The organism is Paraburkholderia sp. BR14312 (genome assembly GCF_040948675.1).
GTDB classification, from domain to species: domain Bacteria; phylum Pseudomonadota; class Gammaproteobacteria; order Burkholderiales; family Burkholderiaceae; genus Paraburkholderia; species Paraburkholderia nodosa_A.
Window position 1 is genome coordinate 1 of record NZ_JBFPKI010000038.1, and the last position, 14,104, is coordinate 14,104.

The following is a 14,104-nucleotide window of genomic DNA, read 5'->3' on the forward strand; positions in this document are numbered from 1 at the left end:
GCTACATGGTGGGCGGACGCTCGCCGCTCGCGCACGACGAACGCCTGTTCCGCTTCGAGTTTCCGGAGCGCCCGGGTGCGCTCATGCGTTTCCTTTCGTCGATGGCGCCGAACTGGAACATCAGCCTGTTCCACTACCGCAACCAGGGCGCCGACTACAGCTCGATTCTGGTGGGCATCCAGGTGCCCGCCGCCGAGGACGCCGAGTTCCGCCGCTTCCTCGCCACGCTCGGTTATCCGCACTGGGAAGAGACGCAAAACCCGGCGTATCGGTTGTTCCTGCAATGAAAATAGTCAGTCGTCCCACCAATCGGGACGTCTGCATCCGAAGCGCATAAAGCGTCGAAAGAGTGCAGGAAAACACCAGGCCCCGCGGCAGAGCGCGTCAGTATACTGAGCCACTGCTGCCGGGCGTGGTCGCCTCGGGAAGATTGGGCGCCGTGCGTCGGACTCACCTGGAGGAAGACAAACATGTTGCGCATCGCTCTTGGCTGTCTGATGACTCTTTCCACGATCGTCGCCGGCGCGCTGCCCGGCGTGGCGCACGCGGATGCGGCGCATCCCGTCGTCGCACTGCTGCCCGGCGTCACCGATCCCTTCTACTTCACGATGCATCGCGGCGCCGAACGCGCGGCGAAGGAAGAAAACATCCAGTTGCTGTTCCAGGTTCCGAAGGCCTGGAACACCACGGAGCAGGTGCCAATCCTCAAGGCGTTCATCGCCAAGCATCCCGACGTGCTGCTCGTCTCGCCCGTCGACAAGCAACAGCTCATCGGCCCGCTCAAGGAAGCCGCCGACGCCGGCATCAAGGTCATCACCGTCGACACCTATATCGGCGACGGCCATTATCAAAGCGGCAAGGGCGACGCCGACTTCCCGCTCTCCTATGTGGCTTCCGACAACCTGGAAGGCGGCCACGTGGCGGCGCGCTCGCTCGCCAAGGCGATCGGCGACAAGGGCACCGTCTATTGCGAGAACAACAAGCCGGGCATTTCCAGCACCGACGCGCGCGCGCAAGGTTTCATGGAAGAGATGAAGAAGCACCCCAACATCAAGGTGCTCGAGACGCAGTACAACGAGGACGACGCCAATCGCGCCGCCTCGCACGTGGCGGCGGTACTCGCGCGCAATCCCGACCTTGCGGGCGTATTCGGCGCCAACACGTTTTCGGGCGCAGGCGCGGCGCAAGGCGTGAAGAACGCGGGCAAGCAGGGCGTGGTGAAGGTCGTCGTGTTCGACGCCGTGCCGGGCATCGACGAGCAGATCAGAAGCGGCCTCGTCGATATCGCCATCGCGCAGCTCCCCGACGAGATGGGCTATGACGCCGTGAAGTTCGCCGCCGACACCATCCACGGCAAGAAGATTCCCACCTACAAGGGCACGGGCTTCGTGGTGCTGGACAAGTCGAATATCGACAAGCCGGAGATGAAGCAGTACATCTACTCGAACTAAGCCGCGCGAACAGAGCCACATGAACGACAAACGACTCGACAGGCTCGCGCTCGTCAGCAAGGTCTGGCCGTGGCTCTTTCTCGGCACGCTGCTCGTCTTCTTCGAGGCGTGGGCGCGCATTTCGGCGCACCGGTCGTTCGTATTCAACGCGTACAACCTGCAGTCGATCGGGCTTGCCGCGAGCGCGCCGTTGTTGCTGGCCATCGGTCAGACCTTCGTGATCATCACCGCGGGCATCGATCTTTCGGTGGGCTTCGTGATGGGGCTCGCGGCGGTGTGCGTCGCACAGTTCACGATTCCCGGCGGCGCGTCGCCGTGGATCCTGTTGATGTCGATACCACTCACGGTGCTCGTATGCCTGATTCCGGGCTTCGTGAACGGTGTGTTGATCGCGCGCCTGGGCGTGCCCGCTTTCATCGGCACGCTCGGCATGTATGGGGTCGCGCGCGGCGTGGGCTTTCTCGCTGCGGGCAGCGGCATGACCGTCTCCGTGAACAATCCTGGACTCGCGTGGCTCGGCAGCGGCTGGACGCCCGTGATCCTCACGGCCGTGCTGCTCGTCATCATGCACTTCGTGCTCTCGCAAACGCGCTTCGGTCAGTACACCTACGCGGTAGGCGGCAATCCGCAGTCGGCGGTGCGCGCGGGCATCAACGTACGCCGTCATCTGTTCGCGATCTATCTGATTGCGGCCGCCTTCGCGGCGGTGGGCGGCATCGTCTACACAGCGCGCTTCGCTGCGGGCGCGGCCAATGCGGGTGAGCCCATGCTGCTCGATTCGATCGCGGCGGTCGTGATCGGCGGCGCGAGTCTCTTTGGCGGGACCGGCAACGTCATCGGCACGCTGATCGGCGCGCTCATCATCGCCGTGATCGAATTCGGGCTCGTGTTCATCGACGTCAACGCGTTCTGGCAATTCATCGTGGTCGGCATCGTCATCATTCTTTCGGTGCTGATCGACCAGTACAAGGATCGGCTCGGAGGCGCGCAATGAGCGATGAGAGCGCCACGCCGATTCTGGAGGCGCGTGATGTCTCGATCCGCTTTGGTGGCGTGGAGGCGCTCAAGCGCGTGTCGTTGCGGCTGATGCCCGGCGAAGTGCTTGCGCTCGCGGGCGACAACGGCGCGGGCAAGTCCACCCTCATCAAGATTCTCTCTGGCGTGTATCGCGCCGATGCGGGCGATCTGCATTTCGAAGGGCGGCCGCTCCAGCTGCGCGACCCGCAGGATGCGCGCTCGCAGGGCATCGAAACCATCTATCAGGATCTCGCGCTCGCCGACAATCTCGACGTGGGCAGCAACATCTTCCTCGGCCGCGAACCGGTGCGACGGCTACTCGGCTTCCAGGTGATCGACCGGCCGCACATGGCGCGGGTGGCGCGCGAAGTGCTCGAGCGGCTCGATATCGTGATTCCGCCGCGCAAGCTCACGGGCCCCGTGAAAATGCTCTCGGGCGGCCAGCGCCAGGCCATTGCGATAGGCCGCGCGATTTACTGGAACGCGCGCGTGCTCATCATGGACGAGCCCACCGCGGCGCTCGGCGTGCCCGAGCAACGCAAGGTGATGGAGTTGATCCGCGGACTCAAGGCTCAGGGCGTGGCCGTGATTCTCATCTCGCACAACCTGCACGATATTTTCGCGGTGGCGGAGCGCATCGTCGTGCTGCGGCGCGGCGAAGTGGCGGGCGAGCGGCGCGTCTCGGAAACCGACGGCGACGAAATCGTGCGGCTGATGGTCGGCGACACGTATTCGAACGGCGCGCACTGAAACCTGGCGTGGTGCGTTCGCCTGCGCGGTGCGGGCATTCGATGGACAATATCGGCTCGAACCCTCACCGCATTCCTGCTTCCACCATGAACTACCTCGATCCCGCCGAAATCACGAGCTGGCACGCCCACGTCTATTTCGACGCTGCGACGCGCGACGCCGCATGGACCTTGCGCGAGGCGATCGATGCCCGCTTCGGCGAGATCGTGCAGATCGGCCGCTTTCACGAGCGCCCGGTCGGGCCGCATCCGATGTGGTCGTATCAGCTCGCCATTACGCGAGAGCATTTCACGACGGTCGTCGAATGGCTCACGCTCAATCACGGCGCACTCGACGTGTTCGTGCATCCGAACACCACCGATGCCCTGCGCGATCATCGCGACGCCGCCGTGTGGATCGGCCATTCGCACAGGCTCAATCTCGGCGCGCTCGGCGGCTGATCGCTCTGCGGATTGCGCCGGCCCGTGGGTGCGGCACGGCGCAATCCTCGACACGCCCGCGGGCCTCAGTGCCCGAACGACTCCGTCTTTGCCGCCGACGATCCGCTCATCTGCGGCCGCGCGGCCTGCTTGATGAGCAGTGCGGCGCCGGCAATCAGACCGGCGACGGCAACCGTCGCGAAGATGCCCGCAAACGTGAAGTGCCGGCGCGCGAGTTCGGCCACGAGGAACGAGCCCGCAATGCCGCCGAAGCGCCCGATGCCGAGCATCCAGGCCACGCCGGTGCCGCGCCCCTGGGTGGGATAGAACGCGGCGGCGAGCGCGGGCATCGACGATTGCGCCGTGTTCATCAGCACGCCGGCCACGAACACCACGAGCACGAGCAGGGCCACGTTACCCGCTGCCTGGCCGATGAGCCACACCGAAAGCGCGGTGAGCACGTAGCACGCGGCGATGATGCGGTTCGCGTTGAAGCGGTCCATCAGCATGCCGCTCAGCACCGCGCCCACGCCGCCGAGCGGGAAGAGTGCCGAAATCAGCGTGGCGCTCGAGGCCGTGAGGCCGGCGTCTTTGAGCAGGAGCGGCATCCAGTTGATCGACGCGTAGAAGATCACGAGCCCCATGAAATACGCGACCCACAGCATCACCGAGCCGACGAGGTACATCGGCGAAAGCACGACGCCGAGGCCCTTGCTTTGCGTCTGCGGCGCGTGCTCCGTCATCGTGAACACCTGCGCCTTGGCGGCATCGGGCGAGATGCGGGCGAGCGCGGCGCGAATACGCTCGACGGGCCGCTGGTTCGCCACCATGTAGCGCACCGATTCCGGCATGCGCAGGAAGAGCGGCACGGCGAGCACGAGCGGCGTCACGCCGCCAAGCATGAGCACGCTGCGCCAGCCGAAATGCGGAATCATCCACGCCGCGAGAAAGCCGCCGCAGGCCGCGCCGAGCGGAAAGCCGCAGAACATCAGATTGATTACGGTGGCGCGGTTCCGGTCGGGGCAGAACTCGCCCATCATCGTGACCGCGTTCGGCATGGCGGCGCCGAGACCCACGCCCGTAATGAAGCGCAGCCACGTGAGCTCGCCGATGCTGGTGGAGAACGCCGAAGCGAGGCAGGTCACGCCGAACAGCAACACCGAGCCGACCAGCATGGCGCGGCGCCCGAGGCGATCGGAAAGCGGTCCGGACACGAGTGCGCCGCAAGCAAGGCCGAAGAGCGCCGCACTCAGCACGGGCGCGAGCGCGGGTTTGGGGATGCCCCATTCGCCGAGCAGCGAAGGCGCGATGAAGCCGATCGCGGCAGTGTCGAAACCGTCGAGCAGGACGATGACGAAGCACATCGCAAAGATGAACCACTGGAACGGCGAGAACGGATGTTCGTTGATGAAGGTCTGGACGTCGACGGCACGCGGCTGGTCCATGGTTTTGTCTCCTGTCGACCGAGGTTGTCGTTGTATCGGCCCGCCGTGGCGAGCCGCTTTTTCTGGTTTGCCTTACAACCCGGAATAGTAACCGCAGCGCGGCGTTTGCTGGAGATCATTATGGGGCGTGGCAGGCGGCCGTCTGCTAGCCTGAAAGCAGCACGGCGAGCACTCGCGTGCCGCAAGCGTGTCGCGTTGCGCGACAAGGAGTGCCAGATGAAGCTTTTCTTCGCCCACGCGGCCATACTGTGCCTCATGGCAAGCGCGATGCTGGCAGGCGCGCCCAGCCAGGTTTTTGGCCAGCTCGCGCCGAACGACGACCTGCGTACGCCGCAAAACAGCCTCGCGCTCATGCCGGGCGCCCAGCCCGGCAGCGAATACCCGACCCACGGCAATCGCCAGGCCGGCGAGATGCCGGTCGGTCCCACCGATCCGCGCGGGCAACTCGCGAACGGCTACCCGAACAACGCCGAGGCGGGCGGCTACGGCGCGCCGTTGGCGGGCGTGCGCTCGGGTGGGCAGAGCGGCGCCGGCATGTGAGCGACCGACCGCTTCAGATCCACTCGGGTTGCCAGGCAAGCTGGGCTTCGAGTGTTTCGCCGGGCGCGAGCACGGTGCCGCCCACGTCGATGCGCTGCACGGTGCCTTCGTGACGCAGATTGAGCCAGTCCGTCGTGTTGCTGACAGGTTCGGCGCAGAAGTAGGGCAGGCCGGGTGGACAGAAGACCACGAAGAAGTCGAGTGGCGTGCTCGCGCGCAGCGCGAGGCGACGGCCTTCGTGCGGCCATTCGATGACCGCCTCGCGGCGCCAGCCGGAGAAGTTGTTGTCGAGGTCGAAGTCGTCGACGATCAGGCCGGCCTGCAGGGCGTCGACGGCTGGGTGCGCGCTGAGCGAGACCGGCAGCACTTCCGTGTCGATCTCCCACATGGCGCGCACGCGCGCGGCGATACGCGTGCCGGGCGAGCGCGGATAGTACGGGTGATGGCCCAGGCCGAACGGCATGGGCCGCGCGGCCAGGTTGCGTGCCCACAGGCGCACGGTGAGGCCGCTGGCGTCGAGCGTGAGGTGCTGGCGCGCTTCGTAGCGAAACGGCCAGCCGGTGCCGACGTGTGAACTGGCCTTGCGCGATCCGTGGGGTCCGTGCGCTTCATGTGACTCGTTCGGCTCGTGCAGGAAGTGCAGCGTGAGCGTATCAGCCGTTTGCGCCTCGACCGTCCAGGGGCGCCGCCATGCGTGGCCATGCAGCGCGTGGCGCAGCGCGCCGGTGCCGCTCGGCAAGTCGATCATCTCGCCTTCGAAGCGGAATCGCCCGTCGCGGATGCGGTTGCAGTACGGCATCAGCGGAAAGCTCGCCATGCCTAGCGGATCGCGCGCGTCGATGGCGGCGCGCGTGGCGGGACGCAGCCAGTGCGACGCAGGGGTGTGGCCGGCTGCGTCGTAGAACGCCGCGATCGAGCCGCCGACGTGCGGCGCGACGAGCGCGCGCGCGTCGCCATGGGCCAGCGTGACGAGTTGGCCGTCATCGAGCGCGGCGGCGTCGAATGCGATCTCCGGGGGCGACGAGGGTGTCGGTCGGGCAGTCAAATGAGCGTTCTCCAAGTGCATCGTTTTATTACTAATAAAAGATAATATAGGCGCTGAAATCGCTGATGATGCCGCCAAAAAATGGTGACATGCTCCAATTGATGGCCAAAATTATTAGTGCTACGCTTCGGGCCAACAGCGCGGCCCCGAGCGCGCGCCGCCGCGCCGCGCAGCCCTCCCGCAGTCCCCCCTCAGATCCGATGAAAAAATCGACGCAACGCCGCCCGACCATGACCGACATCGCGAAGGCCGCCGGCGTATCGCAATCGACGGTTTCCCTCGTGCTCAACGGCGCGGTCGGCGCCAAGCTTTCCGAAGCGACGCGCCTGAAGGTGCACGAGGTCGCGCAATCGCTTGGCTACCAGTTGCCGATCCGCGCGGTGCAGACGCCCGCCCCCGCAGGCGAGCGCAATCTCATCGTCTATCTCGCCGACGAAGTCTCGACGAGTCCACACCCGGTCGTGAGCATCGACGGCGCGCGCGACGCCGCCTGGAACAACGGCTGTCTGCTCGCGGTGTTCTCGACGCATGGCAACGCACAGATGGAGCAGCACGTGCTGCAAACGCTCGCCATGCCGAACGTGCTCGGCGTGATCTACGCGACCGTGTACACGCGCAAGGTCACGGTGCCGCCCGCGCTGCTGAAGGTGCCGGCCGTGCTGCTCAACTGCTACGCGTCCGATCACGCGCTCTCTTCGGTCGTGCCGGCCGAAGTGGCGGGCGGCCATACGGCCACCGAATATCTGATCGAAGCGGGGCACCGGCGCATCGGCTTCATCAATGGCGAAACCTGGCAGGACGCCGCGAAAGACCGTCTGAAGGGCTATCGCCAGGCGCTCGCGACTGCGGACCTGCTGTTCGACGAACGCCTCGTGCGCGACGGCGACTGGAGTTCGGGCAAGGGTTTCGAACTCACGCTCTCGCTCATGCGCGAGCCGAATCCGCCCACCGCGATTTTCTGCGCCAACGACCTGACGGCGATCGGTGCGATCGAAGCGCTCAAACAACTCGGGCTGCGCGTGCCCGAAGACGTTTCCGTAATGGGCTACGACGACCAGGAAATCGCGCGTCACACCCACCCGCCGCTCACCACCGTCGTGCTGCCCAACTACGAGCTTGGGCGCTGGGCCGTCGAGACGCTGCTGCAGGAAGAGCAGAACCGCAGCGCCGGCGCGCCGGTGCGCCACCGCACCGTGAAGCTCGACGGGCCGCTCATCGAACGGACCTCGGTGTGCGCGCCGGACTCTGCTTCCCCCGTGAATACCCTCATTAATATCTCCGAAAATTGACTGGTAATATTAGTTGAAGCAGTGGCCGTAATAATTCGGTGGGGCGCATCGCGCGTCGTGCGTCGTGCTGGATGAATCAAGAAAGACAACAAGAACCGCGGTGGGGCCGATGGCCAGCACCGCCGATGTCATTCATCGCTTTGCGTGAGACCGGAGCCCGTGCTGCCGCATGCGTTCTGGCCGACACAGGAGACAGCCATGCGTCATCAACGAATCCAGTCCGCCCTCATCGCCGCCGGGTTTTGCTTCGCGAGCGCGTTCGCCGCGAGCGCTCACGCGCAGTCCACTGCCGGTGCGCAGAAAGTCCAGTCGAATTCCAGCGAGAGCTGCACGAATGCCAAACCGGGTGGCAAGAAGCTGAGCGACATGGTGGTGGGGTTCTCTCAGTCGGAGAATGAACAGAACCCGTTCCGGGCGACCGAAACCGCCTCGGTTCGCGCAGCGGCGAAGGAAGCGGGCGTGAAGCGTCTCCTGTATACGAACGCGAACGCCAACCAGGCGAAGCAGGTCGCCGACATCGAAAGCATGATCAACCAGGGCGCCGAGGCGCTCATCATTGCGCCCAACGACTCCACAGGCCTGCAGCCCGCGCTCGCCCAGGCGCGCGCCAAAGGCATTCCCGTCGTGACGATCGACCGGCAGACGGCGGGCACGGTGTGCGACGACTTCATCACGTTCCTCGGCTCCGACTTCTACAAGCAGGGCGAGCGCGCGGCGAAGGCGCTGGCAGACGCCACCGGCGGCAACGCGATCATCGCCGAGATCCAGGGCGGCTACGGCAACACGGTGGAAAGCCAGCGCACGGACGGCTTTGCGAACGGCCTCAAGCCCTATCCCGGCATGAAGATCATTGCGGCGCAAACCGCAAACTGGTCGACGACCGAAGCGCAGAAGGTAATGGAGCAGATCCTGCTCGCGCACCCGGACGTCAACGCCGTCTACACCCATGCCGACACGATGACGGTCGGCGCGATCAAAGCGCTGCGCCAGGCCGGCAAGCTCAACGGCGTGAAGATCGTCTCGATCGACGGCACAAAGGAAATCGTCACGGATATTTCGAACGGCGTTGTCGCTGCTGACGTCGAAACGAACCCTCGCTTCGGTCCGCTCGCCTTCAAGTCGCTGGAAGACTATCTCGCGGGCAAGCCGGTGCCGCAAAAGCAGATCATGGATGACGCGCTGTTCGACCGGAACAACGCGCAGCCGTCGCTCGCGCAGGGCAAGGTCTACTGAGCTGCGTCCGCACGATGACGACGAGCGCCCCCGCCGATCGCACCGGTCGCACCGGTTCCGCCACGGCCACGCCGCGCGCCGTGCTCGAAACGCACGGCGTTTCGAAGACCTTCGGCGTGGTGCGCGCGCTGCGCGACGTCTCGCTCACACTGCGCGCGGGCGAGGTGCACGGCCTCGTGGGCGAGAACGGCGCGGGCAAGTCCACGCTGATCAAGGTCCTCACCGGCTTTCATCAGCCCGACTCGGGCGCGCTCACGCTCGACGGCGCGGACGTCGCGTTCGACAGTCCCCGCGCCGCGCAGGGCGCGGGCGTGTGCGCCGTGTATCAGGAAATCAACCTGATACCGGAGCGCAGCGTGGCCGACAACATCTTTCTGTGCCATGAACCGAAACGCTTCGGGATCCTGATCGACAGGAAGCGCATGCTCGAGCGCGCCGCCGACATCGTGCAGCGTTACCGGCTCGCGGTCGATCCGGCTGCGCGTCTCGGCTCGCTCGGGCTCGGCGCGCAGCAGATGGTGGCGATTGCGCGCGGCGTTTCGCTGGGCGCGCGCGTGCTGATCCTCGACGAACCGACTTCGGCCCTGAGCGGCGCGGAGGTGGACGTGCTGTTCGAAGTCGTCGATCGCCTGCGCGCCGAGGGCATTGCACTGCTGTTCGTGAGCCACCGGCTTTCCGAATGCTACCGGCTGTGCGATCGCTTTACGGTGATGCGCGACGGCGCAGTGGTCCGCACGGGTACGCCCGCAGAACTGCCGCGCGCGGCATTGATCGCGGCCATGCTGGGCCGCGAGAGCGCGGGCGAGCACGCGTGGGCCGAGCGCTCGGGCAGCGCCGATGCCGACGCCACGCCCGCGCTCGCCGTCGACCATTTGCAGTGGGGCAACCGCGTGCGCGACGTGTCGCTGCGCGTGACCCGCAAGGAGATCGTCGGGCTGGCCGGCCTGCTCGGCTCGGGCCGCACGGAAACATTCAAGACGATCTTCGGCGCGCAAAAGGCCGATGGCGGCGAGGTCGATGTCGCTGGCCGCGCGCTCACGCATGCCAACCCGGCGCGCTCGATCGGACGCGGGCTCGCCTTCCTGTCCGAAGACCGCCGCGCGGAAGGCATCTTTCCACGTCTCTCGGTGCGCGAGAACATCGTCGCAAGCTTGCTGCCGCGCATTTCTCGCTTCGGCTTCATCTCGCGTGCGAAGGAAGCGCAAGTGGTGCGGGACTCGATCGAGCGGCTCGGCATCAAGACGGCCGGGCCCGGCGCACTCATCACGACGCTCTCGGGCGGCAATCAGCAAAAGGCGCTGATCGCGCGCTGCCTCTCTACGCGCCCAACGGTGCTGCTGCTCGACGATCCCACGCGCGGCATCGACGTCGGCGCGAAAGAGGAGGTGCATCGCGTCGTGCAGGAGCTTGCGCAGGAGGGGCTCGCGGTGGTGGTCACATCCTCGGAGATGGAAGAGCTGCTTGCGCTGACCGACCGCCTCGTCGTGCTCAACGAAGGCGCGACCGAGGGCGGCATGCCGACCGCCGGCGCGCATCCCGACGAAGTGCTCGCCGTGCTGGCCGGCGCCGGATCCGACGCCAGCGCCGACCACGGCGACGGCACCGCGTGAGCAACCCCGCGCCAAACCCGCCACAATCCACGACAACCGCTCCGATGGCGACCAACCTTGAATCGAACGAGGCAAGCTTGAGCCCCTCGAATCCTTCGAATTCCTCGAGCCGTTCCGTCTCGGCGGCGACCGGCGCCGAGGCGCGCGCGCGGACCTGGCGCGCGGTGCTGCGCGAGCACAGCGTGTACTTCGCGCTCGCCGCGCTCGTCGCGTTCAATCTCGCCGTCACGCCCGGCTTCTCGAATCCCTTCGCGGCGCGCAGCCTGCTGTTCGAGGCGGCGCCGATCGTGCTGATCGCGCTGGGCCAGAATCTCGCGATTGCGACGCGCGGCATCGATCTCTCCGTAGGCTCGGTGATGGCGCTCGCCAGCGCGTCAATTGCCGTGTTCCTGCCGTATGGCGTGGGCCCGGCGCTCGTGGGCGCGGTCGCGGTGGGCGCCGTCGTCGGCTTTTGCAACGGGTTCCTCGTCGCGCTGCTGGCCATCGATCCGCTGATCTCGAGCCTCGCCTTGCTGGTCGCCGCGCGCGGGCTTGCGCAGGCGCTGCTGGGTGGCTCGCGCGTGAATCTGCCCGACACACCCGGGTTCGATCTGCTCGGCGCCGCCGCGCTCGGCCCGCTGCCCGTCGTCATGCTGATCGCGCTCGGGCTCGCGGTGGTGGTCGCGTTCGTCGTGCGGCGCACGACCTTCGGGCGCTACGCGATTCTCGTGGGCGCGAGCCGCGGCGCCGCGTTTCTCGCGGGCATTCCGGTGCGGCGCACGCTCTTTCTCGTCTACGCGGTGAGCGGCACGCTTGCCGGACTCGCCGGCGTGTTCGCGTCATCGCGACTTGGCGCGGCGGATCCCAACTATGTGGGTGTGAACTTCGAACTCGATGCGATTGCCGCCTCGGTCATCGGGGGCACGCCGCTTTCGGGCGGACGCATCTCGATCGTCGGCGCGGTGTTCGGTGTGCTGCTGCTCCAGGTGCTCGACGCGAGCTTCATCATGAACAACATCAGCTTCACCTACGCGCAGATCCTCAAGGCGGTGTTCATCGTCGTCGCGCTGTATCTGCAACGCTCGGGAGGCTGACGCGATGCAAAACGCCAAACCAGTGGACGCTCAAACCGCCGCCACGCCGGGTGCCAATCGGCGCGCGCAAGTGATCGCGCTCGTGCAGTCGCGCGGGGCGATCGCGATGCTCGTGGTCGTGGCGCTCGTGGCCGGCATGGTGTTTCCCGACTTCCTGCGCCCCGCGAACCTCGCGGACATCGCGTCGAACGGTGCGTTTCTCGGGCTCGTCGCCGTGGGACAGAGCATCGTCATCATCCTGGGCGGCTTCGATCTCTCGGTCGGGTCGATGGTCGGACTCGGCACGGTGCTGGCCGCCTATGCCGCGCCCTATGGATGGGGCGCCGCGATGCTCGCTCCCGTGGCGGCGGGTTGCGTCGTCGGTCTGGTGAACGGCGTGCTGATCGCCCGTGCGCGCATGGCGCCGTTCATCGTCACGCTCGCGGCGCTGCTCGGGCTCAAGGGGCTCGCGCTCGTGCTCGCGAGCCAGGATCTGCTGATTGCCAATCCGGGTTTCTTCGCGCGCATCGCCAATGGCTCGGTGTTTGGCGTCAACAATCTCATCTGGGTGCTGGTGGTCGTCTATGCGCTGGGCGGCGCGCTGCTCAACCACACGCGCTTTGGCGCGGCGATCTTTGCGATCGGCGGCAATGAAGAGGCGGCGCGCATGCTGGGCGTGCGCGTGGAGCGCGTGAAGATACTCGCCTATGGATTGTCCGGTGCACTCGCCGGGCTCTCGGGGGCGCTGCTGGCGTCGCACCTGGACTCGGGGTTGTCGGGGGCGGGGACCGGCTACGAACTGCAGTCGATCGCCGCGGCTGTCATCGGCGGCGTGTTGCTCACGGGCGGCGTGGGAACGATGGCCGGTCCGCTGGCCGGCGTGTTGCTGCTCGGTGTCATCGACAATGTGATCAATCAGGTCGGCACGCTGAGCCCCTACTATCAGAACCTGGCGAGTGGCGCATTCCTGCTTGCTGCGGTGATCGTGCAGACCGTGCTCACCGGGCGCCGGCATGGCGCGGCGCGAGCCGCGGCGGGCGCGACGCGGCGGCGGCCCGCCGTGGGCTCATAGCGGTCCTGAACTGCGCGGCTGCGGACGCATTTGGCCGATGGCATGCCTATTGATGTGAAACGATCAGCTTGACGCGCGTCGAGCCATCGGTCTGCGCGGTGATCTCGGTCCGGCTGCCGCGCTGCCCCAGATAGAAGTGCTGGCGGCCAGGCGAGTTCACGTCGTGCGTTGCGTCGGGCAGGCACGAGGCAATGTCGGCGCCTACGCCTTCGAGCGCGTTCGTCCCAGATCCGGCGTCGCGCGCGCTCCACACGCACTGAAAACTCCCGCCAGTCGTTGCGCACTGCGCGTCGTCGCCATAGGGTTGCGCGACGGCGTGTCCGTCGTCAGGACTCAGCGACGCGAAATGCTGCGGTGCTGCCGCGACGATGCGCTTGAGCGCCGCGCAGGGGCTCGCGCTGTCGTCCGCGTGAGCGGCCAGCGGGATGCCTGGTATGACAATCGCCGAGCAAAGCGCGAGGATCGGGGTGATCGGTGGGTTCATGGCGTTCCGCTGCGTGAGAGCAGCGCCTCATCGTGGCAGGTGAGGGCAGCGCTGCAAGCGGCGTGCCGGGAATAGCCCTTGCAGGGTCGCGTCGGACTACGCATCACGAGGAGAACGCCATGAGGAAGCCGTTCGATCGCATGATGAAAGCGGGCGCATTGCTGGTCGGTCTAACCTTCGCGATGGCGAGCAGCGGCGAATCGCGCAACGAGCAGGAACATGCCTGCCGTGGCGATGCATTCCGCTTCTGCGCGAGAGCGATCCCGAACAAGGAGAAGATCAAGGCTTGCATGAAGCAGCACTACGATGAACTCTCGCCGCCGTGCAAGGCGCTGTTCGACCCGCCGACGACGGACGATCCGAAATCGTGAGCGCGAATGCCGCTCAGTGAAAGGAGGAGGCGCGTTGCGCCTCTTTTCAATTAAGTCGATGGGAAGGGCTTGCGGACTCGCGATCGAGGCGATAAGATTCGCCCCCTTCGCAGTTCGATGTCTCCGACGTCAGGGCAGCGAGGGCCGCCGCGGAAACCGGCGGACGCCGGAGTCAGCAAGCTTTTTCAAGCGGTGAGCGAAAAAAGGGGTTGACGAAGCGGAAAAGATTCTTCATAATCTCGTTTCTCTGCTGCTGACGCAGCAACGCAGAAAGAAGCCGGTAGTTGAGCAGTTTTAACGGCGCTTTCGCGATCGATCTTTAAAAA

The 14,104-nt window shown here is 66.1% G+C and carries 14 protein-coding genes and 1 pseudogene; 12 read left to right on the forward strand and 3 right to left on the reverse strand.

The features are described 5' to 3' along the window. The 5 genes and pseudogenes from AB3X98_RS41585 to AB3X98_RS41605 form a co-directional block, all read left to right on the forward strand. A pseudogene (locus AB3X98_RS41585) lies at window positions 1-287 on the forward strand (threonine ammonia-lyase, biosynthetic); the annotation flags it as partial. 183 nt (window positions 288-470) lie between these two features. Continuing rightward, entirely contained in the window at window positions 471-1,451 is a 981-nt protein-coding gene (locus AB3X98_RS41590) for an ABC transporter substrate-binding protein (protein WP_368607088.1), read from the forward strand. Window positions 1,452-1,470: 19 nt separating this feature from the next. Then, a complete protein-coding gene (locus AB3X98_RS41595; protein ID WP_069269367.1) occupies window positions 1,471-2,445 on the forward strand; it encodes a ribose ABC transporter in 975 nt (324 codons plus the stop codon). After that, a complete protein-coding gene (locus AB3X98_RS41600) occupies window positions 2,442-3,218 on the forward strand; it encodes an ATP-binding cassette domain-containing protein (protein ID WP_069269366.1) in 777 nt (258 codons plus the stop codon). Before AB3X98_RS41595 ends, AB3X98_RS41600 begins: the two co-directional genes overlap by 4 nt. Window positions 3,219-3,304: 86 nt before the next feature. Beyond that, window positions 3,305-3,658 carry a DOPA 4,5-dioxygenase family protein gene (locus tag AB3X98_RS41605; RefSeq protein WP_368607097.1) on the forward strand — a complete coding sequence of 118 codons (354 nt, stop codon included), beginning with the start codon at window positions 3,305-3,307 and terminating at the stop codon, window positions 3,656-3,658. Window positions 3,659-3,723: 65 nt separating this feature from the next. Here the strand turns inward: AB3X98_RS41605 and AB3X98_RS41610 are convergent, their stop codons facing one another. Beyond that, window positions 3,724-5,082, reverse strand: a complete 1,359-nt coding sequence (locus tag AB3X98_RS41610) for an MFS transporter (protein ID WP_368607090.1) — start codon at window positions 5,080-5,082, stop codon at window positions 3,724-3,726. 255 nt (window positions 5,083-5,337) lie between these two features. On the opposite strand from AB3X98_RS41610, the gene AB3X98_RS41615 reads away from it, so the two are divergent. Beyond that, on the forward strand, window positions 5,338-5,622 hold the full coding sequence (locus tag AB3X98_RS41615; protein WP_368607098.1) for a hypothetical protein: 285 nt from the start codon (window positions 5,338-5,340) through the stop codon (window positions 5,620-5,622). A gap of 13 nt (window positions 5,623-5,635) precedes the next feature. Here AB3X98_RS41615 and AB3X98_RS41620 read toward each other — a convergent pair whose 3' ends face one another. Further along, window positions 5,636-6,667, reverse strand: a complete 1,032-nt coding sequence (locus AB3X98_RS41620; protein WP_368607091.1) for an aldose 1-epimerase — start codon at window positions 6,665-6,667, stop codon at window positions 5,636-5,638. Window positions 6,668-6,867: 200 nt separating this feature from the next. Between AB3X98_RS41620 and AB3X98_RS41625 the strand changes: the two genes are divergently transcribed. The 5 genes from AB3X98_RS41625 (at window position 6,868) to AB3X98_RS41645 (ending at window position 12,923) form a co-directional block, all read left to right on the forward strand. After that, window positions 6,868-7,956 carry a LacI family DNA-binding transcriptional regulator gene (locus AB3X98_RS41625; protein ID WP_368607092.1) on the forward strand — a complete coding sequence of 363 codons (1,089 nt, stop codon included), beginning with the start codon at window positions 6,868-6,870 and terminating at the stop codon, window positions 7,954-7,956. Between the two features lie 198 nt (window positions 7,957-8,154). Continuing rightward, a complete protein-coding gene (locus AB3X98_RS41630) occupies window positions 8,155-9,189 on the forward strand; it encodes an ABC transporter substrate-binding protein (RefSeq protein WP_368607093.1) in 1,035 nt (344 codons plus the stop codon). Between the two features lie 14 nt (window positions 9,190-9,203). After that, window positions 9,204-10,799: a sugar ABC transporter ATP-binding protein gene (locus tag AB3X98_RS41635; RefSeq protein WP_368607094.1), complete on the forward strand. Its 1,596-nt coding sequence runs from the start codon at window positions 9,204-9,206 to the stop codon at window positions 10,797-10,799. 44 nt (window positions 10,800-10,843) lie between these two features. Beyond that, the gene (locus tag AB3X98_RS41640; protein ID WP_368610448.1) at window positions 10,844-11,872 is read left to right on the forward strand and encodes an ABC transporter permease; all 1,029 of its coding nucleotides are present in this window, start codon (window positions 10,844-10,846) and stop codon (window positions 11,870-11,872) included. Between the two features lie 4 nt (window positions 11,873-11,876). Beyond that, on the forward strand, window positions 11,877-12,923 hold the full coding sequence (locus tag AB3X98_RS41645; protein WP_342950128.1) for an ABC transporter permease: 1,047 nt from the start codon (window positions 11,877-11,879) through the stop codon (window positions 12,921-12,923). A 46-nt stretch (window positions 12,924-12,969) separates the two neighbouring features. On the opposite strand, the gene AB3X98_RS41650 is transcribed toward AB3X98_RS41645, so the two are convergent. Continuing rightward, window positions 12,970-13,407: a hypothetical protein gene (locus AB3X98_RS41650; RefSeq protein ID WP_368607096.1), complete on the reverse strand. Its 438-nt coding sequence runs from the start codon at window positions 13,405-13,407 to the stop codon at window positions 12,970-12,972. A 140-nt stretch (window positions 13,408-13,547) separates the two neighbouring features. Here AB3X98_RS41650 and AB3X98_RS41655 point away from each other — a divergent pair, with 140 nt between their 5' ends. Next, on the forward strand, window positions 13,548-13,778 hold the full coding sequence (locus AB3X98_RS41655; RefSeq protein ID WP_069269370.1) for a hypothetical protein: 231 nt from the start codon (window positions 13,548-13,550) through the stop codon (window positions 13,776-13,778). The last annotated feature ends 326 nt before the right edge of the window (window positions 13,779-14,104 follow it).

What these genes read in the sequence shown, in the direction of transcription:
- AB3X98_RS41640 (WP_368610448.1), top strand. Translation starts at nt 10,844, where the DNA reads ATGGCGACCAACCTTGAATCGAACGAGGCAAGCTTGAGCCCCTCGAAT.
- AB3X98_RS41590 (WP_368607088.1), top strand. Translation starts at nt 471, where the DNA reads ATGTTGCGCATCGCTCTTGGCTGTCTGATGACTCTTTCCACGATCGTC.
- AB3X98_RS41595 (WP_069269367.1), top strand. Translation starts at nt 1,471, where the DNA reads ATGAACGACAAACGACTCGACAGGCTCGCGCTCGTCAGCAAGGTCTGG.
- AB3X98_RS41610 (WP_368607090.1), bottom strand. Translation starts at nt 5,082, where the DNA reads ATGGACCAGCCGCGTGCCGTCGACGTCCAGACCTTCATCAACGAACAT.
- AB3X98_RS41630 (WP_368607093.1), top strand. Translation starts at nt 8,155, where the DNA reads ATGCGTCATCAACGAATCCAGTCCGCCCTCATCGCCGCCGGGTTTTGC.
- AB3X98_RS41605 (WP_368607097.1), top strand. Translation starts at nt 3,305, where the DNA reads ATGAACTACCTCGATCCCGCCGAAATCACGAGCTGGCACGCCCACGTC.
- AB3X98_RS41650 (WP_368607096.1), bottom strand. Translation starts at nt 13,407, where the DNA reads ATGAACCCACCGATCACCCCGATCCTCGCGCTTTGCTCGGCGATTGTC.
- AB3X98_RS41600 (WP_069269366.1), top strand. Translation starts at nt 2,442, where the DNA reads ATGAGCGATGAGAGCGCCACGCCGATTCTGGAGGCGCGTGATGTCTCG.
- AB3X98_RS41655 (WP_069269370.1), top strand. Translation starts at nt 13,548, where the DNA reads ATGATGAAAGCGGGCGCATTGCTGGTCGGTCTAACCTTCGCGATGGCG.
- AB3X98_RS41625 (WP_368607092.1), top strand. Translation starts at nt 6,868, where the DNA reads ATGAAAAAATCGACGCAACGCCGCCCGACCATGACCGACATCGCGAAG.
- AB3X98_RS41645 (WP_342950128.1), top strand. Translation starts at nt 11,877, where the DNA reads ATGCAAAACGCCAAACCAGTGGACGCTCAAACCGCCGCCACGCCGGGT.
- AB3X98_RS41635 (WP_368607094.1), top strand. Translation starts at nt 9,204, where the DNA reads ATGACGACGAGCGCCCCCGCCGATCGCACCGGTCGCACCGGTTCCGCC.
- AB3X98_RS41615 (WP_368607098.1), top strand. Translation starts at nt 5,338, where the DNA reads ATGGCAAGCGCGATGCTGGCAGGCGCGCCCAGCCAGGTTTTTGGCCAG.